Below are 17,327 nucleotides of genomic sequence, written 5' to 3'. Positions count from 1 at the left end.
TTTTTTATTTACGAATAGAAGCATGCGTACTGCTCTGCTTCTGTTTTTGGTTCGCTTACTTCAAGAGCATGGTCGATGTAGCGGAGCAAAGACGTCAATCGCTCCTGAATCACGGAGTAATCATGTTCGAAGTTGTAAGCGTGAAGAAACTTCTCGATTTTTTTCGAAAGCAAGTCATCTTGCGTGCGCACCATTAAAATAAGCAAGTTATCCCATTCGGAACGGTGCGTGTAATACAACGCTTTATCATAATCAATCGTGTTCAATAAGCATGCCTCCTTTAGCGAAGGAGTTATTGTTAGTGTATGATGCTCGAACTTTTTTTACACTGTCAATGTTACGCAGGTAGGTAAAAAATAAATTATAACTGAAATAAGCGGGGAAAAGTAAAAATAAATGTTGCAATTTTATGACAAAAACAGTATCCTCAAAGTAAGGGGATGGTGAAAATGAAAGAACGGCATGAGGGGAAAGAGATTACGCAAATGTGTAAAATGATCGCTGCTGTGGGATTGATTGTCGGATTTTCCTTGTTTTTGTTAAGTTTTGTTGCAAGCGGTTACAACAAAGACTTTTTCCTTACTATTGTAAGTTTAGGAATTATTGGCGCTTCGATGTTTATGTTCGGCTTTGGAACGTTTATGGGGATTTTAACGGAAACATATAGAAATACGAAAAAAAGTATGTAAAAACACCGGCTGCTAAACGCCGGTGTTTTATTTCTTTTTTTGCTGGTAGTACCAGTACAACGTCAGCAGGACAACGAGAAAAATAAAGAAAAGGGCGAAAAAAGAGCGGTACGAATCCATATATTGTTTAATTTTGATCCAGTTTTCCCCCAAATAATTGCCAATGGCAAGAAAGGTAAAAATCCATACAAATGCTCCGCTATAAGCATACACCATAAATTTTTTCCAGTCATATGCGTTCGCGCCAGCTAAAAAGGCGGCAACATGGCGGATGCCAGGGATAAAGTAGCAAATAAACAGCACGAAAGGTCCTAGTTTGGCAAATAATGTTTTTGTTTGCTCCATTCGTTTTTCCGTAATATGTATTTTTGGGCCAAATTTCCGCAAAAATGGCAAACCTAATGCGACTCCTAAGCAATAGCTAATGGAAATACCGATAGTAGCGCCAAAAAAGCTGCACATAAAAGCAATAGGATAGGACAGAGAACCGACAGAAATGCGGTAACCGACATAGGTGAGCAGAAGTTCGTCGGGAATGGGCATGCCGACAATACCTAACATAAGTACAATCATGATGCCAATATAGCCAAAATGGTTGATAAAATAATGCAAATAATGCTCCACTGTACCACCACGCTTTAATGAATTTAGTCGCGAGCAAAGCGAATAAGAAGAAAATGAAAGGGCTTCATTATTCGCTAATGTTCATTATAAAACAATGCATGTGTTGAAGGGAAATTGCATTTTTGACCATCCAAGGAAAATGAATGATATATGTTTTGTTCGAGTATCAATAATAATGCCTAGCTCTTTCATTTTGCATGCTGCAGCTAAAATACCGCAATATACCCTGTATTGTTTTCCTTTTACTACCTTGTCATAGTCTCCAGGAGTATGTTCCATCTAAATCAGATTTACCGGCAATATGGATTTCCCATGAAGCAAGATATAGAAATATGAAATGGACTTATACGTATCAAAACTCCTGTTTTCTCATACATTGTGATAAGAGGAAAAGGGGAGGAGATGTGCATGCGACAAGATGAGTTAAAGGAGTTGGAACGGGCGATTGCTGAGATTACGGAAATTGCCGAAGGATTTGGGTTGGATTTTTATCCGATGCGTTATGAAATTTGCCCAGCGGATATTATTTATACGTTTGGTGCGTATGGCATGCCCACAAGGTTTTCCCACTGGAGCTTTGGCAAGCAGTTTTATAAAATGAAGCTGCATTACGATTTGGGGTTAAGCAAAATTTATGAGTTGGTGATTAATTCTGACCCGTGTTATGCGTTTTTGTTAGATACGAATACGTTAATCCAAAACAAACTAATTGTCGCTCATGTGCTGGCGCATAGCGACTTTTTTAAAAATAACGTGCGCTTTAGCAATACAAAGCGCGATATGGTCGAAAGCATGGCAGCCACCGCCGAGAGAATTAAACATTACGAACACCAATATGGAAAATTGGAAGTAGAAAAGTTTTTAGATGCGGTATTGGCGATTCAAGAGCATATCGACCCGTCACTGCTTCGTCCAAAACTATCGTGGACGTGGGAAGATACGGAAGTATATGAAGAGGAAGAACCGCCAAAAAGAGCGACGCCATATGACGATTTATGGAGTCTTGATGAAAAAGATCGCCCAGCTCCGCCTCCGCGCAAAAAGCGCAGGAAGTTTCCGCCGCAGCCGGAAAAAGACGTATTGTTGTTTATTGAGGAGTATAGCCGTGAACTGGAAGACTGGCAGCGCGATATTTTAACGATGATGCGCGAAGAGATGCTCTATTTCTGGCCGCAACTTGAGACGAAAATCATGAATGAAGGCTGGGCAACGTATTGGCATCAGCGCATTTTGCGGGAAATGGACTTAACAAGCGACGAGGCGATTGAATTTGCGAAATTAAACGCGAATGTTGTACAGCCGTCGCGCACAGGAATTAATCCGTACTATTTAGGATTGAAAATTTTTGAAGACATTGAAGAGCGTTGGAACAACCCGACGGAGGAAATGAAAAAACGTGGGGTGAAGCCGGGATCGGGCCGCGAAAAAATTTTCGAAGTGCGCGAATTGGAATCCGATATTTCGTTTTTGCGCAATTATTTAACGAAAGAGTTAGTAATGCGCGAAGATATGTATTTATTCCAAAAGCAAGGAAAAGAGTATAAAATTGTTGATAAAAGCTGGGAGCACGTTCGCGATCAGCTCGTGAGCATGCGGGTCAATGGCGGGTTTCCGTACATTACGGTCAATGACGGGGATTACATGCGCAATGGCGAACTATATTTAAAGCATTGGTATGAAGGAATTGAATTAGACATCAAATATTTAGAAAAAGTGCTTCCGTATATTTATCAGCTATGGGGGCGTCCTGTTCATATGGAAACGGTGGTGGAAGAGAAGCCGATTTTGTTTACGTATGACGGGAAAATGGTGCATCGGAAATATATATGATCCGTGACATAAAGCTGCTCTGAAGGCAGCTTTTTTTATTTGTTTACAGTTGCGTTCGCTTGTATACCATAAAAAACAGTAACAGTGGCTAGGAACGGAAAAAAGGAAATGGTTCCATTAGACAATCAAACTGCGAATCGGAACGGATGAAGCGATCAAAGCATGGAGGAAAGTTTAGGCAAAGAGGGATTTGGCGTGTTATGGAAATTTTAGCAAACGGAAAAATTACAAAAAAAAGATTCGATTTTTCTCATCCATTCGTTATTTTGGAAGTATGTAATCCAAAAGAAGCCGCACGTGTTCTTTCAGAAAATAGATTAGTTGGATACTTTTTGCCATGTAAAATAGTCGTTTATAAAGAGAATAGGACACCAAAAATTGGCATGCCAAAACCTACCTTGTTCATGAACATGGCAAATGATAAATCATTAAAAAGTTTAGCCGAAGATATCGAAAAAAGGCTAATAGCTTGCCTCAACGAATGTCGATTATCATTGACTCCCATCCTCTTATAGTAGACAGCTTGACGGAAAGGTTAGTATACTATAGGGGGTTTTTATTTGTCAACAATGTTTATGGAAGAAAGGTGTGTGGGAAATGAAGGAGAAAGCGCAAGCACCAACGGAGGACTCCAAATATATTCAACAGCATCTCGCCAATGAGCGTACGTTTTTAGCGTGGATTCGAACGGCTATCGCTATAACAGGAATTGGATTTCTCATCATTAACTTGCATATCAAATCGTCCCATCATTCTTTATCCAACATGGCAGTGCAAATGATTGGAACGTTGTCTGTCGTAACGGGAGTGTGTACGGTTGTTTTTGCCACTATTAGCTATTTCCAAAAAGCAAGGCAAATTAATGAACAAACATTTCGTACCGCTCGTTTTCTTATTTGGTTTTTAGCACTTTTAGTGTTATTTGTCACACTGTTGTTTGGTTATTATTTTTTTGTTTCTTTGTATAAAGCATAAGAAAATGGTTATCATCATTGTCGATGGTAACCATTTTATTTTTGGGATCGATAAGCATAATGGATAAAAAATTGTATGGTATAAAACATTTTTACCTTTATAACTCTGTTAATCATGACAAATTTGTGAAAAACATCACAATTTCAGTATCTTGTTAAATTGTTGACAAAATAAATAAGAGCAAGAGGAATCAAAGGAGGAAAAAATGTGTGGAAACGCCAAGAAAAATGGCTTGTGATGGTTAGTTTTTTTGTTGCAGTGATTATGCTTCTGTCGATGGTTGGCAGATTGTTTTCATAAAGGGAGGATATTGCGATGTGGAAATATGATCCAGTTCTGTTTAGCCGAGTACTTACGGAACTGACGCTGACGTTCCATATTATTTATGCAACGATCGGTGTCGGCGTCCCGTTAATGATTGCGATTGCTCAATGGGTAGGCATCCGCAAAAACGATGAACATTACATTTTGCTGGCGCGGAGATGGACGCGCGGCTTCGTCGTTACGGTAGCCGTCGGCGTTGTGACGGGAACGGCGATCGGATTGCAGCTGTCGTTATTATGGCCGAACTTTATGCAACTTGCAGGTCAAGTTATCAGTCTGCCGCTGTTTATGGAGACGTTTGCCTTCTTTCTTGAAGCGATTTTCCTTGGCATTTATTTATATACGTGGGATCGATTTGAAAATCAGAAAAAACATTTGTTGCTGCTTATTCCGGTTGCCATTGGTTCTTCGGCATCAGCAATGTTTATTACGATGGTAAACGCGTTTATGAATACTCCGCAAGGTTTTGAATTGAAAAACGGAGTCATCACAAATATCGAGCCGCTTGTGGCAATGTTTAATCCAGCGACGCCGACGAAAGTGGCGCACGTCTTGGCGACAGCCTATATGACTTGTGCTTTTGTCTTGGCGTCCATCGCCGCTTGGCATTTAATGCGAGGCAACCGCCATATTTATCACAAAAAAGCACTACATTTAACGATGAAAACAGCTTTGATTTTTTCACTTGCAAGTGCACTTGTCGGCGATTTATCCGGCAAGTTTTTAGCCGAGTACCAGCCGGAAAAATTAGCGGCGGCGGAATGGCACTTTGAAACGAGCACCCATGCGCCGCTTGTCTTGTTCGGGACGCTTGATGAAAACAACAATATAAAAAATGCGCTTATTATTCCAAACGCATTAAGCATTTTGGCGCATAATCATCCCGCCGCGGAAGTAAAAGGATTAAACGAATTTCCGAAGGAGGAAACGCCCCCGCTTTACATTCACTATTTATTTGATTTAATGGTGACGCTTGGCGTGTTTCTTACCGTTGTAGCGGCGGTTTATTGGCTTGGAAAAATATTTAAGTGGAAGTTTGTCGTGAAAAAATGGTTTTTCGGTCTGTTGGTAGCCTCCGGTCCACTTTCGATGCTGGCGATTGAAGTGGGATGGTATCTTGCCGAAGTCGGCCGGCAGCCGTGGATTTTGCGCGGTTATATGAAAACGGCGGAAGCGGCGACATCGTCAGCGCATGTCGATACGATGCTCATTTTATTTTCGATCTTGTATCTTATTTTAGGAATCGCGAGTGCGGCGGTGCTGATTAACATGTTCCGCAAAAACCCAGTCGAACGGGAGTTGGCGGAACGTTCAGGCCAGCAGGAGGTGATGGCGGAATGACGTTGGAGATTGTTGGCATTTCTGTTTTATGGCTGTTTTTGTTCGGATACGTTATAGTCGCCTCGATTGACTTTGGTGCTGGATTTTTCAGCGCATACAGCGATTTTGCCAAGAAAAAGCATATTTTGCATAAAATTATCCAGCGCTATCTTTCCCCGGTATGGGAAGTGACGAACGTGTTTCTCGTCTTTTTCTTCGTCGGCATCGTCGGCTTTTTCCCGAAAACTGCCTATTATTACGGCTCGATTTTGCTCGTTCCTGCCAGCATTGCCATTGTGCTTTTGGCGATCCGCGGGTCGTATTATGCGTTTCATACGTATGGCGGGACGGAAAGAAATTGGTATTTGCTTGCCTACGGGCTAACAGGGCTGTTTATTCCGGCGTCACTGTCGATTGTGCTGACGATTTCGGAAGGAGGATTTGTGGAGAAAAGCGGGGAAAAACTTACTTTATTATATAAAGAGCTGTTTGTCAGCCCGCTTACTTGGAGTATTGTGTTGTTAAGCATTACGAGCGTTCTCTATATTTCCGCTACATTTCTAACATATTACGCCAATGAAGCGGGGGATATGCAGGCGCGCGAATTGCTGCGGAAATATGCGCTAAGTTGGAGCGGGCCAACGATTTTATCGGCGCTCCTCATCATTTATCAGCTGCGGCATCATAATCCGGAGCATTATAGCAACATGTTCAACATTGCTTGGATGTTTGCCATATCATGTCTGTTTTTTGTATTGACCGTTTATTTGCTTTGGAAAAAGAGACATTTCGGCTGGGCGTTTATTAGCTTGCTGCTGCAATATGCGTTCGCGTTTTACGCATACGGCATTTCTCACTATCCGTATCTGTTGTACCCATACTTAACGATTTACGACGGGTTTACGAATCAAGCGATGGCGATCGCGCTTATTATCGCGTTTATCGCCGGTTTCTTGTTATTAATTCCATCGCTGTATTTGTTAATGCGATTGTTTTTATTCAACAAAAAATATGTAAAAGGACAATTATAGGGGGAGCATAACATGCAAACATTTCTTATTATGTATGCACCAATTCTTATTGTGGCGTTGTCTGTGGTTGCTGCGTTTTGGGCCGGATTGAAAGACAAACAGGTCGAGTAGGACTTCCTGCTCGACATTTTTTATATTTGTTAGTTGACATTTATGGAAAAATCGATTAATATAAGGACTAGGTTATATACCCATACATGTATATGTAAATAAAATATTTTATTTTGTAAAAACTATGATTGAGAAAAAACGAGGAGGAATTCTTGATGAAAGTAGCGATTATCGCAGCTAACGGTAGTTTATTTGACGCATACAAAGTATTCAATATTGCCACAGCGGCAGCGGCATCAGAGGCAGAAGTAGGCATTTTCTTCACATTTGAAGGGTTGAATCTCATTCATAAAGAAGCACATAAAAACTTACCGCTTCCAGAAGGAAAAGAGCATTTTCAAGAAGGATTTCAAAAAGCGAATGTTCCGTCAATCGAAGAGCTTGTAAAAATGGCGCAAGAATTAGGTGTGAAACTGGTTGCATGCCAAATGACGATGGACGTCATGGGTCTTGACAAAGATCAATTTGTCGATGGAATTGAAGTCGCTGGAGCGGCCACATTTTTAAACTTTGCGAAAGACGCCGACATTACGTTGACGTTCTAGTGGAGGGATGAAAATGAAACGAGTTACGGTATATACAACAACGACATGTCCGTATTGTGTAATGGTGAAAAACTTTTTACGTGAACAAGGCGTTCCGTTTGAAGAAGTAAACGTGCAGCGGGATCCTGCCGCGGCGCGGAAACTTGTTGAAACAACGGGGCAAATCGGAGTTCCGCAAATCGAAATTGATGGCCAATGGGTAATTGGCTTTGACCCGGACGCCATCATGCAATTGTTGCAGCGCTAATGAGGCACGGGACGTAATTCCTGTAAAAGAACCCGTTTCCAAGCGGTGTGAAACGATTCATTTTGGATGTACGCAACAAAGAGGAATTCGATGATTGGAAACGGAAGGAAAGAAGCATATACGATTGAAAGTGCGTCAAACGAATATAGAAAAATTTCAACCAGATAAAGAACAACGGGGAATGGAAAGCGATCCAAACCGTTGTGCGGTTTGCTAAAAATGCATCAGCAAGAAAAAGCTTCGGATTATGGATTCCGAAGCTTTTTGATTATAATAACCATTAAAAAAAGAATACAGGAGGATTTATGAATGGCAGGGCATCGTTTTCATCCAGAAAAGGCGGAAAAATTATTAGATCCGAAGCGAAAAGAAATCATTGATCCAGAAAAGGTGATAGAGATATTGCAAATCGGAACACAAGATGTCATTGCTGATTTAGGAGCCGGCAATGGGTATTTTACCGTGCCAATGGCGAAAAAGACGAAAGAAAAAGTATATGCGGTGGATGTACAACGAGAAATGTTGGAATTTTTAAAGAAACACGCAGAAAAAGAACAAGTGGATAATATCGAATATATACTTGGAGATGTATCTAATACATCTTTGCCTGCACAATCAGTGGACAAAGGACTCATGTCGTTTGTGTTTCATGAAATAGATGATCATGACGCAGTGCTTGCTGAGATCGAACGGGTAATGAAACCGAACGGAAAATTTCTGATCATTGAATGGGAAGCGGCGGAAAGCGAAATGGGGCCGCCGCTTCATGAGAGAATTCCTTCTCAACAATTGTTGGAATATATGAAAACAAAACACCAGAATGTGGAATTTTTCTCCTTTCATCCAACCGTATACGGCATATTGCTAACGTATTGAGGCAACAGCGGTTGTCTCAATACATGTCGGGATGATGAACGATACATCATTCATCCATATATTGTTAAAATAAAACAGTTGCTAATATACCTATTAGGGTATATAATAAGCGGGGATAACAGTAATGGATCGAGGTGATCGCCGTTTGTATATCATTAGCCTGATTATTTTCGGTTTATTATTTATGGCATTGTATCGCCGTTATTATCCGGTAAACAATGTTCCATGTATAGATATAGCCGATGAACGAATCAAGGATATGATTGTTTTAGATATTCGTGATTATAATGAAGCGACAGAACCGCCTATTGCTAATTCGCTTCATATTCCGTATGCTTATTTAAAACGGCATTTTTCTAATATTCCGAGTAAATCGATTCATGTTATTGCAAACGATGAAATCGAAAAAAATTTAGGCATACGTTTTTTGCGCCGTCACGGTTTTGACGTACAAAGCTATTCAATCATCCATTGTCCTTGTCGAGAAAGGGGAAATGAAAAATGGAATACAATAAAGAAATCAAAAACCGCTTAAGACGGATTGAAGGACAAGTGAAAGGTGTTCTTAGCATGATGGAACAAGGAAAAGACTGCAAAAGCGTTGTCGCGCAGTTATCGGCGGCACGCAATGCGATCGATCGCGCCATTGCGGTCATTGTAAGCACCAATTTAGAAAATTGTCTCCGCGAAAGCATGGAAAAAGGGGAAAAAACGGAACATTTAGTCAAAGAGGCAGTAGAGCTATTAGTAAAAAGCAGATAAGTCAACTCTTCAAAAAGGGTTGACACATTCTTTTATCCATACTAATATACCTATAGGGGTAATAGTAAAATAACAAGGAGGTTATCCATCATGAATGTAAATAAAGTATTAGATGCGAAGGGATTAGCTTGTCCAATGCCGGTTGTAAAAGCGAAAAAAGCGATGGATGAATTAACATCAGGACAAGTGCTCGAAATTCAAACGACCGACAAAGGATCGAAAAGCGACTTGCCGGCATGGGCGAAAGCAAGCGGCCATACGGTTATTGATATGAAAGAAGAAAATGGCGTATTTACGTTTTGGATTCAAAAAGGGTAATTTTTTAGTTGTTCATATACCTATATAAGTATATGTATATAGAAGGAGGGAACTTAATGCCGCAACAAAAGAAAAAAACAACAATTATTTTATTTAGCGGCGACTATGATAAAGCGATGGCGGCTTACATCATTGCGAACGGTGCCGCCGCTTATGACCATGACGTCACGATTTTCCATACGTTTTGGGGATTAAACGCATTACGAAAAGACGGGCATATTTCGGTGAAAAAAGGGTTTTGGGAAAAAATGTTTGCCAAAATGATGCCGCGTGGAGCGGATCGCATGGGGCTTTCACGCATGAACTTTGGCGGCATCGGACCAAAATTAATCAAACACGTTATAAAAAAGCATAACGCGATGCCGCTGCCACAATTAATCGAAATGGCAAAAGAGCAAGGGGTTAAATTAGTCGCGTGTCAAATGACCGTTGATTTATTAGGGCTGAAACCAGAAGAATTGATCGATGGCATTGAGTTTGCCGGAGTGGCAACGTATTTGGCGGATGCGTCAGAAGGGAACATAAACTTATTCATTTAAAGGTGATTACGAATGACACAAACAGTAATGAATATCGTTTTATTCCTATTGCTCGCTTGGTTTATTGCAAGCCGTGTCACTCCACCGCGAGGAGTACGGATGATTACGACAGCAGAGCTAAAGAAAGAGTTAGGAAAAAAAGATGTGCAGTATGTGGATGTACGTACTCCCGCGGAGTTTCGCGCAAACCATATTCGCGGATTTAAAAATATTCCGCTTCATGAATTGCCAAAACGCGCGAATGAATTATCCAAAGAAAAAGAAGTGATTGTCATTTGCCAAAGCGGAATGCGAAGCACAAAAGCCAGCAGACTATTGAAGAAACTTGGATTCCAATACGTAACAAACGTAAAAGGCGGAATGAACGCCTGGACATAAAACATAAAAAAGGAGGGGAGCGTTGATGAAACAATTAACGACAAAAGAAGTAGAAAAACTTCTTCAAGAAGGAAAACAGCTGAACATTATCGATGTTCGTGAAGCGGATGAAGTGGCGGCCGGGAAAATCCCTGGTGCGATCAATATTCCGTTAGGATTGCTTGAATTTCGCATGCATGAGCTAGATAAAAACAAGGAATATATCCTTGTTTGCCGTTCAGGAGGAAGAAGCGGACGTGCAGCACAGCTGTTGGAAAGCCATGGATATCATGTGATCAATATGACTGGCGGCATGTTGGAATGGGAAGGACCTGTAGAATAAATAAAACGGCAAAAGGAGGAATGCAGCATGATTCGAGTAAACATGACAGTTGACGCAAAGGGGTTATCTTGCCCAATGCCGATTGTAAAAACAAAAAAAGCGATCAGTGAGTTACAACCAGGACAAGTGCTCGAAGTACAGGCAACCGATAAAGGTTCGAGAGCTGATATCAAAGCATGGGCGGAAAGTACCGGCCATCAATATTTGGGAACGATCGAGGAAGGAAACGTGTTAAAACATTATATTCGTAAAGCAAGTGACCATGAGACAAAAGGCGAAGCAACATATCCTCATGTGATTTCCAACGAGCAGCTGGCGGAAAAAATAAATGATGATTCTGTGGTCATTGTAGATGTCCGCGAGCCAGCGGAGTATGCGTTCGGGCATATCCCAGGAGCGGTTTCGATTCCGCTTGGAGAATTAGAAGACCGCATCAATGAGCTGCCGAAGGATAAAACGATTTATGTTGTTTGCCGTACTGGAACGCGCAGCAATTTAGCGGCGCAAAAATTAACCGAAAAAGGATTTGCTAATGTATGGAATGTCGTTCCAGGCATGTCGAAATGGGAAGGACCGCTCGATACAGCTCAATTATGATTGAGCGGTTTTTTTAAAAAGCAAAATATACTATAGGGGGTATAAAAATGGCGGTAAAAGAAATGACGGTGCAAACATTGACAGAAAAAGTATTAAATAAAGAACATCTCGTTATTTTCGACGTACGCAATAAAAGCGATTTTCATGATTGGAAAATTGAAGGGGAGAACTTTGAATATATTAATGTTCCATACTTTGAGTTGATTGATGGTGTAGATTCGGTTATCGACCGCCTTCCAAAAGAGAAAGATGTTGTCGTCATTTGCGCCAAAGGCGGTTCAGCGGCGTTTGTAGCAGAACAATTAGCAGAAGCAGGATTTGACAACATTTATACGCTCGCCGGAGGCATGAAAGTGTGGAGCGAACATCTTCACAAAGCAAAAGTATATGAAGATGACAAGATGAAAGTATATCAATTCATTCGTGTCGGAAAAGGATGCCTCTCTTACATGGTGATTTCCGGAAAAGAAGCGCTTGTCGTTGACCCATCGCGGTTTATTGATGTATATGAACAAGTTGCCCAAGAAGAAGGAGTAGCGATTACGCATATCGTGGATTCCCACTTACACGCAGACCATATTTCCGGCGGAAAAGCCTTAGCGGAACGTACGGGAGCGACATATTACTTGATGAAAAGCGAAGGAGCGGTGTTTGATTTCGAACCGCTGGAAAAACATGACCGCATTGATTTTGCGCAAGTACAATTAGAAGTATTGGCGGTGAAAACGCCAGGACATACGCCGGGAAGTGTTTCCTTCTTCGTAAACAATCAACTGCTTTTCTCTGGAGATACGATTTTTGTCGGCGGACTCGGACGCCCGGATTTAGGCGGAAAAGCGGCGGAATGGGCCGCGGATTTGTATGACACGGTATACGAAAAAGTGGCTGCGATTGCGGATGATGTAATCGTTCTGCCTGCCCATTACGCTAATTTGGATGAAGAAATGAACAAAGCGGGATATATCGGCGACACATTAGGCAATATTCGCGCCCGCAACGAAATGATGCAGCATAAGCAAAAACAAGAATTTATCGATATTGTTGTTCAAAACGCAAACACAGAGACACCGCCAAACTTTGAAGACATCGTAGCGATTAACCGCGGGCTGAAAGCGGTCGACATGGAACAACAGCAAGAACTCGAAATCGGTCCAAACCGTTGCGCGCTGCATCATACCCGTTAATTTGAAGGGAGTTGAGAAAATGAATGGGAATAAGGTCGTCGATACAAAAGGATTATCTTGTGCCATGATCGTTGTGAAGGCAAAAAAGGCTATCGATGAATTGCCACCGGGTCAAATACTTGAAATCGAAACGACGGATCAAGGAGCAAAAAATGATCTAACTGCTTGGATAAACGTGAGCGGTCATGAGCTAGTCGATTATAAAGAAGAAAATGGTGTATGGAAATTTTTGGTTAAAAGAAAATAATCGTTCGGGGGTACGTATAAAGTACCCCTTAGTTTTCGAAAAGTCAAAAGGGGTAATGTATTGATGGAAGTGACGTTGAATTTCATCATCGTGATTTTCCTCATTGGCTTTATCGGTTCGTTTATTTCTGGCATGGTTGGCATTGGAGGGGCCATTATTAAATATCCGATGCTGCTTTATCTTCCGCCGCTATTTGGGCTTGCTTCGTTTAGCGCCCGTGAAGTGTCAGGAATTAGTGCGGTCGAAGTGTTATTTGCGACGATTAGCGGTGTTTGGGCATATCGAAAAAGCGGTTATTTAAATAAAACGTTAATTCTTTATATGGGGATTAGTATTTTAATCGGCAGTTTTCTTGGCGGGTTCGGTTCGAAAATGATGAGCGAAGGAACGATTAATGTCGTGTATGGTATTCTCGCCGCATTGGCTGCTGTCATGATGTTTGTTCCGAAAAGAGGCATTGACGATATTCCAAGCGATCAAGTGACTTTTAACAAATGGCTGGCCGCTGCATTAGCGCTTGTCATTGGGATTGGTTCAGGGATCGTTGGCGCAGCGGGAGCGTTTTTGCTAGTGCCGATTATGCTTGTTGTGTTAAAGATTCCAACACGAATGACGATTGCCTCTTCGCTGGCGATTACGTTTATTTCATCCATTGGTTCGGCGTTTGGAAAAATCACAACGGGTCAAGTGGAACTGATTCCTTCCATCATCATGGTTGTTGCCAGCTTAATCGCCTCTCCTTTAGGAGCAAAAATGGGGCAAAAAATGAACACAAAAATATTGCAAGTTATTTTAGCGGTTTTAATTTTGGCGACGGCCGTAAAAATTTGGGTTGATATTTTATAATTGGTTTATGCAAGTATCAACCGTTTACTTTGTCCGCTCCATTTCCATGCATAGTTTGCTTCAAACTGCCCACACTAGCTGATGATAAAATAATCAGGAAGGTGGGCATGGATGAAAGAAGTATTGCAACGTGTCAAAGAAAAGCTGGAACAATCGTTTGACCAACCGGGCGCCTATGATTTGGATCAATCTCTCCGTGAACTTGAGCAGTTAAAGGCGACGGCAGGTGACAAACAACAAATGATTGAAGATGTCATTCGGGCTGTCACCCACGCGAAAAACGCGCAAGCACAGCTTGTCAATGCGGGTGATGAGTCGGCGACGAACGCTTTTGCCGAAGCGTATCGGGCGCTCGATCAAGCGATTGAATCTTACAGTAACGTGGACAATGACCCAGTGTGAATAGGCGAGGATTTCCTTGCCTATCCATGAGCAAAATATTGGCCGAAAAAAGTGTGTTTCCTTTCGTTTAGGGAGGAGATACACAAAGAGGAAAGCCTAGACAGAAAAAATCTTCGACACAATCTTGACACGATTTTGACGAAAACTTGACACAAGTTTTTTTACTGTAAGGTAGGAGTTGGGAAGATTCAAAATTTTTAAGGAGGAGCCAAATTTGAAAGCCCTTACATATCTAGGACCAGGAAAAAAAGAAGTAATGGACAAGCCAAAACCGCAAATCGAAAAAGAGACAGATGTAATTGTTAAAATTACAAAAACAACAATTTGCGGAACGGATTTGCATATTCTTAAAGGAGATGTCCCGACCGTAAAAGAAGGCCGGATTTTAGGCCATGAAGGTGTAGGGATTATTGAAGAAGTTGGATCAGCCGTAAAAAATTTTAAAAAAGGCGATAGAGTGCTGATTTCTTGTATTACCTCCTGCGGAAAATGCGAAAATTGCAAAAAAGGGTTGTATGCTCACTGTGAAGATGGAGGATGGATCTTAGGACACTTAATTGATGGAACGCAAGCCGAGTATGTACGAATTCCATACGCAGACAATAGCCTCTATCCAATTCCGGAAGGTGTAGATGAAGAGGCGCTTGTCATGCTTAGTGACATTCTTCCGACAGGATTTGAAATTGGCGTGTTAAACGGTAAAGTTCAGCCCGGACAAACAGTTGCCATTATCGGAGCTGGTCCTGTAGGTATGGCAGCGCTATTAACAGCTCAATTTTATTCACCTGCAGAGATCATTATGGTGGATTTAGACGATAACCGCTTAGAAGTTGCGAAAAAATTTGGTGCCACTCAAGTGGTGAATAGCGCTGACGGTAAGGCAGTGGAAAAAATTATGGAATTAACCGACGGAAAAGGTGTAGATGTCGCGATGGAAGCCGTCGGAATTCCTGTAACATTTGACATTTGCCAAGACATTATAAAACCAGGCGGCCATATAGCCAATATCGGTGTTCATGGAAAAAGCGTCGACTTTCGTATTGAACAATTATGGATACGCAACATTACATTGACAACCGGTCTTGTCAATACGACTTCTACACCGATGTTATTAAAAACGGTGCAGTCGAAAAAATTGAAACCGGAACAATTAATTACACATCGCTTTGCCTTTTCCGATATTATGAAAGCTTATGAAATATTTGGAAATGCGGCGAAAGAAAGGGCATTAAAGGTAATTATTTCCAACGACTAGGTTTTCTTTATATTCCAAAAAATCAATTCTTGATCATTAGAACCTGTATCATATTATACAATGATACGGGTTTTTTTTCTAATTGCTCGACTTAGCGCCTGTTATCACCAGGGGTAGATGTTGTAGATTTCTTGGCGATATGTTAATCTGTTCATAAATGAACTTCCTTGATGGGCTGGTTTGGTTGCGCATTCTTATTCTAACTAAGGAATCGGTTTGAATGGATGTTGGTTGATTTAATCAAGCACAGTTATGTAATATAAGAATACGATTAATGGGCGAACTTGGAGGTAGCAATGGAACTTTTAGAAGTGTTTAAAGCCTTGTCCAATGAAACGAGGCTGCAGATCGTACAGTGGCTGAAAAATCCTGAAATCCACTTTCCAAAACCGCAACATGGCGATATACACGAAGATGGAGTTTGCGTGAGCGACATCCATAAAAAAGTTGGATTGTCACAATCTACAGTGTCCCTTTACCTATCTATGCTGCAAAATGCTGGACTGATAAAAGCAAAGCGAGTCGGGCAATGGACTTATTATAAAAGAAATGAGGAGAACATCAAAAAATTGATCGAATTGTTATCTAGAGATTTATAGACCAAATCGATTTTAGCCTTGAATCCTTTTTATTTATTGTATTATATCTCTATAGTTTTGGATATTTATAAATATAGATTTCACTTTTATTTTTGCGTACTATATCGATAATTCTAGATATTTATAAAAACAGATTAAACAGGAATAATGATGAACCATTTTGGTAAACATAACATTCATGCATACCGTCTGACTCTCAGGTTGTTTTTTCCTAATGGAATCATACAAGAGCATCATTTCAAAGATAGGCAGAACTGTCAAAAAGAATGCAGATGTGGGGGAGCGATAATGAACCGGTTTGAAAACCACAAAGGATATTCACGCATGTTTAAGGAAAACCATCTCACTCTCGGGTTGTTCTTTCCTATAGAATCATACGAAGGCAGCATTCCAGAAATGGACATGGAAAAGCAAATGAAACTGGCAAAAAGAGCAGAAGAACTCAATTTTGCTGCGTTGTTTGTCAGGGATGTTCCGTTACATGATCCTTATTTTGGTGATGTGGGTCAAATTTATGATCCTTGGGTCTATTTAGGATATATAGCCGCCCATACAGAAAAGATTGCTTTGGGAACTGCAAGTGTTATTCTTACCTTGCGTCATCCTTTGCATGTTGCCAAAGCAGCGGCTTCGGTTGACAGACTATCTGGTGAACGTTTGATTCTCGGGGTGGCGACCGGGGATCGCCCGATAGAATTTCCAGCGTTTTCCGTTGATTCTGAACAGCGCAGTGCCCTGTTTCAAGAAGCCGTGTTGGTAATGAAAAAAGCGTGGAAGGAGAATTTTCCGGTAATCCAAACGCCACGAGTTCATATGTCGAGCGGGGACCTTCTGCCAAAACCGCGCTTGTCGGACATTCCGGTGCTGGTAACCGGTCACAGCTCTCAGTCCATAGAATGGATTGCCGAAAACGGTGATGGTTGGATGTATTATCCTCGAAACTTGAGATTCCAAGCGGAACTGATTAAAAATTGGCGTTCTCATACCGATCAGTTTAAACCGTTCACTCAATCCTTATATGTAGATTTGACGGAGGACCCAAATCATCCGCCAATCCCTATTCATCTAGGGTTCCGAGCCGGGCGCAATATACTCATTGAATTCCTTGAAAGTCTTAAAAGTATTGGTGTCAATCACGTGATTATCAACTTAAAATATGGCCATCGCCCTGTTGAAGAAGTGATTGAAGAATTAGGGGAAGAAGTTGTTCCGCACTTTCCGGCATTAACCGGGAAAAAGTGATTTAGTGAATGAAACATGTTGGAGAAGAAGGATTCGGCGCACGAACGTATTGAATCGTCAACGC

The 17,327-nt window shown here is 41.2% G+C and carries 26 protein-coding genes and 1 pseudogene; 25 read left to right on the top strand and 2 right to left on the bottom strand.

All coding sequences use genetic code 11. The features are described from left to right. Nucleotides 1-8 precede the first annotated feature (8 nt). Entirely contained in the window at nucleotides 9-266 is a 258-nt protein-coding gene (locus tag BV455_RS05890) for a YhdB family protein (RefSeq protein ID WP_017436621.1), read from the bottom strand. Nucleotides 267-449: 183 nt separating this feature from the next. Here BV455_RS05890 and BV455_RS05885 point away from each other — a divergent pair, with 183 nt between their 5' ends. After that, complete coding sequence (locus BV455_RS05885) at nucleotides 450-689, top strand: hypothetical protein (RefSeq protein WP_017436622.1); 240 nt, start codon at nucleotides 450-452, stop codon at nucleotides 687-689. 27 nt (nucleotides 690-716) lie between these two features. On the opposite strand, the gene BV455_RS05880 is transcribed toward BV455_RS05885, so the two are convergent. Next, a complete protein-coding gene (locus BV455_RS05880; RefSeq protein WP_218687848.1) occupies nucleotides 717-1,313 on the bottom strand; it encodes a DedA family protein in 597 nt (198 codons plus the stop codon). Nucleotides 1,314-1,721: 408 nt separating this feature from the next. Here BV455_RS05880 and BV455_RS05875 point away from each other — a divergent pair, with 408 nt between their 5' ends. The 24 genes and pseudogenes from BV455_RS05875 to BV455_RS05770 all read left to right on the top strand — a co-directional run bounded on the left by BV455_RS05875 (nucleotide 1,722) and on the right by BV455_RS05770 (nucleotide 17,263). After that, nucleotides 1,722-3,143 (top strand): SpoVR family protein, encoded by a 1,422-nt coding sequence (locus BV455_RS05875; RefSeq protein WP_017436624.1) that lies wholly within the window; start codon nucleotides 1,722-1,724, stop codon nucleotides 3,141-3,143. A gap of 162 nt (nucleotides 3,144-3,305) precedes the next feature. After that, nucleotides 3,306-3,658: pseudogene (locus BV455_RS05870) on the top strand (DUF302 domain-containing protein). Between the two features lie 82 nt (nucleotides 3,659-3,740). Further along, complete coding sequence (locus BV455_RS05865) at nucleotides 3,741-4,118, top strand: YidH family protein (protein WP_175243051.1); 378 nt, start codon at nucleotides 3,741-3,743, stop codon at nucleotides 4,116-4,118. 315 nt (nucleotides 4,119-4,433) lie between these two features. Then, a complete protein-coding gene (locus BV455_RS05860) occupies nucleotides 4,434-5,783 on the top strand; it encodes a cytochrome ubiquinol oxidase subunit I (RefSeq protein WP_218687847.1) in 1,350 nt (449 codons plus the stop codon). After that, the gene (locus BV455_RS05855) at nucleotides 5,780-6,793 is read left to right on the top strand and encodes a cytochrome d ubiquinol oxidase subunit II (RefSeq protein WP_017436628.1); all 1,014 of its coding nucleotides are present in this window, start codon (nucleotides 5,780-5,782) and stop codon (nucleotides 6,791-6,793) included. The genes BV455_RS05860 and BV455_RS05855 overlap by 4 nt, the downstream gene beginning before the upstream one ends. Before the next feature lie 12 nt (nucleotides 6,794-6,805). Then, nucleotides 6,806-6,904, top strand: a complete 99-nt coding sequence (gene cydS / locus BV455_RS20905) for a cytochrome bd oxidase small subunit CydS family protein (protein WP_017436629.1) — start codon at nucleotides 6,806-6,808, stop codon at nucleotides 6,902-6,904. 155 nt (nucleotides 6,905-7,059) lie between these two features. Continuing rightward, nucleotides 7,060-7,449, top strand: coding sequence for a DsrE/DsrF/DrsH-like family protein (locus BV455_RS05850; RefSeq protein ID WP_017436630.1), 390 nt, complete (start codon nucleotides 7,060-7,062; stop codon nucleotides 7,447-7,449). 13 nt (nucleotides 7,450-7,462) lie between these two features. Next, nucleotides 7,463-7,696, top strand: a complete 234-nt coding sequence (locus tag BV455_RS05845; protein ID WP_017436631.1) for a glutaredoxin family protein — start codon at nucleotides 7,463-7,465, stop codon at nucleotides 7,694-7,696. Nucleotides 7,697-7,790: 94 nt separating this feature from the next. After that, nucleotides 7,791-7,913: a hypothetical protein gene (locus BV455_RS20655; RefSeq protein ID WP_017436632.1), complete on the top strand. Its 123-nt coding sequence runs from the start codon at nucleotides 7,791-7,793 to the stop codon at nucleotides 7,911-7,913. A gap of 92 nt (nucleotides 7,914-8,005) precedes the next feature. Further along, a complete protein-coding gene (locus tag BV455_RS05840) occupies nucleotides 8,006-8,572 on the top strand; it encodes a class I SAM-dependent methyltransferase (RefSeq protein WP_061580315.1) in 567 nt (188 codons plus the stop codon). Between the two features lie 124 nt (nucleotides 8,573-8,696). Further along, the gene (locus tag BV455_RS05835) at nucleotides 8,697-9,107 is read left to right on the top strand and encodes a rhodanese-like domain-containing protein (RefSeq protein ID WP_017436634.1); all 411 of its coding nucleotides are present in this window, start codon (nucleotides 8,697-8,699) and stop codon (nucleotides 9,105-9,107) included. After that, complete coding sequence (locus BV455_RS05830; RefSeq protein WP_012749266.1) at nucleotides 9,074-9,334, top strand: metal-sensitive transcriptional regulator; 261 nt, start codon at nucleotides 9,074-9,076, stop codon at nucleotides 9,332-9,334. The genes BV455_RS05835 and BV455_RS05830 overlap by 34 nt, the downstream gene beginning before the upstream one ends. A gap of 90 nt (nucleotides 9,335-9,424) precedes the next feature. Further along, nucleotides 9,425-9,652, top strand: a complete 228-nt coding sequence (locus BV455_RS05825; RefSeq protein WP_061580314.1) for a sulfurtransferase TusA family protein — start codon at nucleotides 9,425-9,427, stop codon at nucleotides 9,650-9,652. Nucleotides 9,653-9,708: 56 nt separating this feature from the next. Continuing rightward, nucleotides 9,709-10,191, top strand: coding sequence for a DsrE/DsrF/DrsH-like family protein (locus tag BV455_RS05820; RefSeq protein WP_061580313.1), 483 nt, complete (start codon nucleotides 9,709-9,711; stop codon nucleotides 10,189-10,191). A 12-nt stretch (nucleotides 10,192-10,203) separates the two neighbouring features. After that, the gene (locus BV455_RS05815) at nucleotides 10,204-10,569 is read left to right on the top strand and encodes a rhodanese-like domain-containing protein (RefSeq protein WP_218687846.1); all 366 of its coding nucleotides are present in this window, start codon (nucleotides 10,204-10,206) and stop codon (nucleotides 10,567-10,569) included. Nucleotides 10,570-10,594: 25 nt separating this feature from the next. Then, entirely contained in the window at nucleotides 10,595-10,891 is a 297-nt protein-coding gene (locus BV455_RS05810; RefSeq protein WP_061580312.1) for a rhodanese-like domain-containing protein, read from the top strand. Between the two features lie 27 nt (nucleotides 10,892-10,918). Beyond that, a complete protein-coding gene (locus BV455_RS05805) occupies nucleotides 10,919-11,488 on the top strand; it encodes a sulfurtransferase TusA family protein (protein WP_061580311.1) in 570 nt (189 codons plus the stop codon). A 47-nt stretch (nucleotides 11,489-11,535) separates the two neighbouring features. Continuing rightward, nucleotides 11,536-12,672 (top strand): MBL fold metallo-hydrolase, encoded by a 1,137-nt coding sequence (locus BV455_RS05800; protein ID WP_218687845.1) that lies wholly within the window; start codon nucleotides 11,536-11,538, stop codon nucleotides 12,670-12,672. A gap of 19 nt (nucleotides 12,673-12,691) precedes the next feature. Next, a complete protein-coding gene (locus BV455_RS05795; RefSeq protein WP_218687844.1) occupies nucleotides 12,692-12,919 on the top strand; it encodes a sulfurtransferase TusA family protein in 228 nt (75 codons plus the stop codon). A gap of 63 nt (nucleotides 12,920-12,982) precedes the next feature. After that, nucleotides 12,983-13,765 carry a sulfite exporter TauE/SafE family protein gene (locus tag BV455_RS05790; RefSeq protein WP_218687843.1) on the top strand — a complete coding sequence of 261 codons (783 nt, stop codon included), beginning with the start codon at nucleotides 12,983-12,985 and terminating at the stop codon, nucleotides 13,763-13,765. A 111-nt stretch (nucleotides 13,766-13,876) separates the two neighbouring features. Continuing rightward, nucleotides 13,877-14,167, top strand: coding sequence for a hypothetical protein (locus BV455_RS05785; RefSeq protein WP_017436644.1), 291 nt, complete (start codon nucleotides 13,877-13,879; stop codon nucleotides 14,165-14,167). Between the two features lie 214 nt (nucleotides 14,168-14,381). Next, complete coding sequence (locus BV455_RS05780) at nucleotides 14,382-15,422, top strand: zinc-dependent alcohol dehydrogenase family protein (RefSeq protein ID WP_042412094.1); 1,041 nt, start codon at nucleotides 14,382-14,384, stop codon at nucleotides 15,420-15,422. 296 nt (nucleotides 15,423-15,718) lie between these two features. Beyond that, the gene (locus BV455_RS05775; RefSeq protein WP_017436646.1) at nucleotides 15,719-16,021 is read left to right on the top strand and encodes an ArsR/SmtB family transcription factor; all 303 of its coding nucleotides are present in this window, start codon (nucleotides 15,719-15,721) and stop codon (nucleotides 16,019-16,021) included. Between the two features lie 288 nt (nucleotides 16,022-16,309). Then, nucleotides 16,310-17,263 (top strand): LLM class oxidoreductase, encoded by a 954-nt coding sequence (locus BV455_RS05770; protein ID WP_061580308.1) that lies wholly within the window; start codon nucleotides 16,310-16,312, stop codon nucleotides 17,261-17,263. The last annotated feature ends 64 nt before the right edge of the window (nucleotides 17,264-17,327 follow it).

It is taken from the genome of Parageobacillus caldoxylosilyticus (genome assembly GCF_019272935.1).
GTDB lineage: Bacteria > Bacillota > Bacilli > Bacillales > Anoxybacillaceae > Saccharococcus > Saccharococcus caldoxylosilyticus.
The sequence above is the reverse complement of the archived record's forward strand: the minus strand, read 5'-3'. Positions and strand labels throughout refer to the sequence as shown.

Excerpts from the sequence above, each read along its gene's own strand:
- BV455_RS05850 (WP_017436630.1), top strand. The coding sequence starts at position 7,060 with ATGAAAGTAGCGATTATCGCAGCTAACGGTAGTTTATTTGACGCATAC.
- BV455_RS05875 (WP_017436624.1), top strand. The coding sequence starts at position 1,722 with ATGCGACAAGATGAGTTAAAGGAGTTGGAACGGGCGATTGCTGAGATT.
- BV455_RS05775 (WP_017436646.1), top strand. The coding sequence starts at position 15,719 with ATGGAACTTTTAGAAGTGTTTAAAGCCTTGTCCAATGAAACGAGGCTG.
- BV455_RS05805 (WP_061580311.1), top strand. The coding sequence starts at position 10,919 with ATGATTCGAGTAAACATGACAGTTGACGCAAAGGGGTTATCTTGCCCA.
- BV455_RS05790 (WP_218687843.1), top strand. The coding sequence starts at position 12,983 with ATGGAAGTGACGTTGAATTTCATCATCGTGATTTTCCTCATTGGCTTT.
- BV455_RS05830 (WP_012749266.1), top strand. The coding sequence starts at position 9,074 with ATGGAATACAATAAAGAAATCAAAAACCGCTTAAGACGGATTGAAGGA.
- BV455_RS05835 (WP_017436634.1), top strand. The coding sequence starts at position 8,697 with ATGGATCGAGGTGATCGCCGTTTGTATATCATTAGCCTGATTATTTTC.
- BV455_RS05840 (WP_061580315.1), top strand. The coding sequence starts at position 8,006 with ATGGCAGGGCATCGTTTTCATCCAGAAAAGGCGGAAAAATTATTAGAT.
- BV455_RS05795 (WP_218687844.1), top strand. The coding sequence starts at position 12,692 with ATGAATGGGAATAAGGTCGTCGATACAAAAGGATTATCTTGTGCCATG.
- BV455_RS05885 (WP_017436622.1), top strand. The coding sequence starts at position 450 with ATGAAAGAACGGCATGAGGGGAAAGAGATTACGCAAATGTGTAAAATG.
- BV455_RS05855 (WP_017436628.1), top strand. The coding sequence starts at position 5,780 with ATGACGTTGGAGATTGTTGGCATTTCTGTTTTATGGCTGTTTTTGTTC.
- BV455_RS05825 (WP_061580314.1), top strand. The coding sequence starts at position 9,425 with ATGAATGTAAATAAAGTATTAGATGCGAAGGGATTAGCTTGTCCAATG.
- cydS (WP_017436629.1), top strand. The coding sequence starts at position 6,806 with ATGCAAACATTTCTTATTATGTATGCACCAATTCTTATTGTGGCGTTG.
- BV455_RS05785 (WP_017436644.1), top strand. The coding sequence starts at position 13,877 with ATGAAAGAAGTATTGCAACGTGTCAAAGAAAAGCTGGAACAATCGTTT.
- BV455_RS05860 (WP_218687847.1), top strand. The coding sequence starts at position 4,434 with ATGTGGAAATATGATCCAGTTCTGTTTAGCCGAGTACTTACGGAACTG.
- BV455_RS05810 (WP_061580312.1), top strand. The coding sequence starts at position 10,595 with ATGAAACAATTAACGACAAAAGAAGTAGAAAAACTTCTTCAAGAAGGA.
- BV455_RS05815 (WP_218687846.1), top strand. The coding sequence starts at position 10,204 with ATGACACAAACAGTAATGAATATCGTTTTATTCCTATTGCTCGCTTGG.
- BV455_RS05845 (WP_017436631.1), top strand. The coding sequence starts at position 7,463 with ATGAAACGAGTTACGGTATATACAACAACGACATGTCCGTATTGTGTA.
- BV455_RS05800 (WP_218687845.1), top strand. The coding sequence starts at position 11,536 with ATGGCGGTAAAAGAAATGACGGTGCAAACATTGACAGAAAAAGTATTA.
- BV455_RS05820 (WP_061580313.1), top strand. The coding sequence starts at position 9,709 with ATGCCGCAACAAAAGAAAAAAACAACAATTATTTTATTTAGCGGCGAC.
- BV455_RS05865 (WP_175243051.1), top strand. The coding sequence starts at position 3,741 with ATGAAGGAGAAAGCGCAAGCACCAACGGAGGACTCCAAATATATTCAA.
- BV455_RS05770 (WP_061580308.1), top strand. The coding sequence starts at position 16,310 with ATGAACCGGTTTGAAAACCACAAAGGATATTCACGCATGTTTAAGGAA.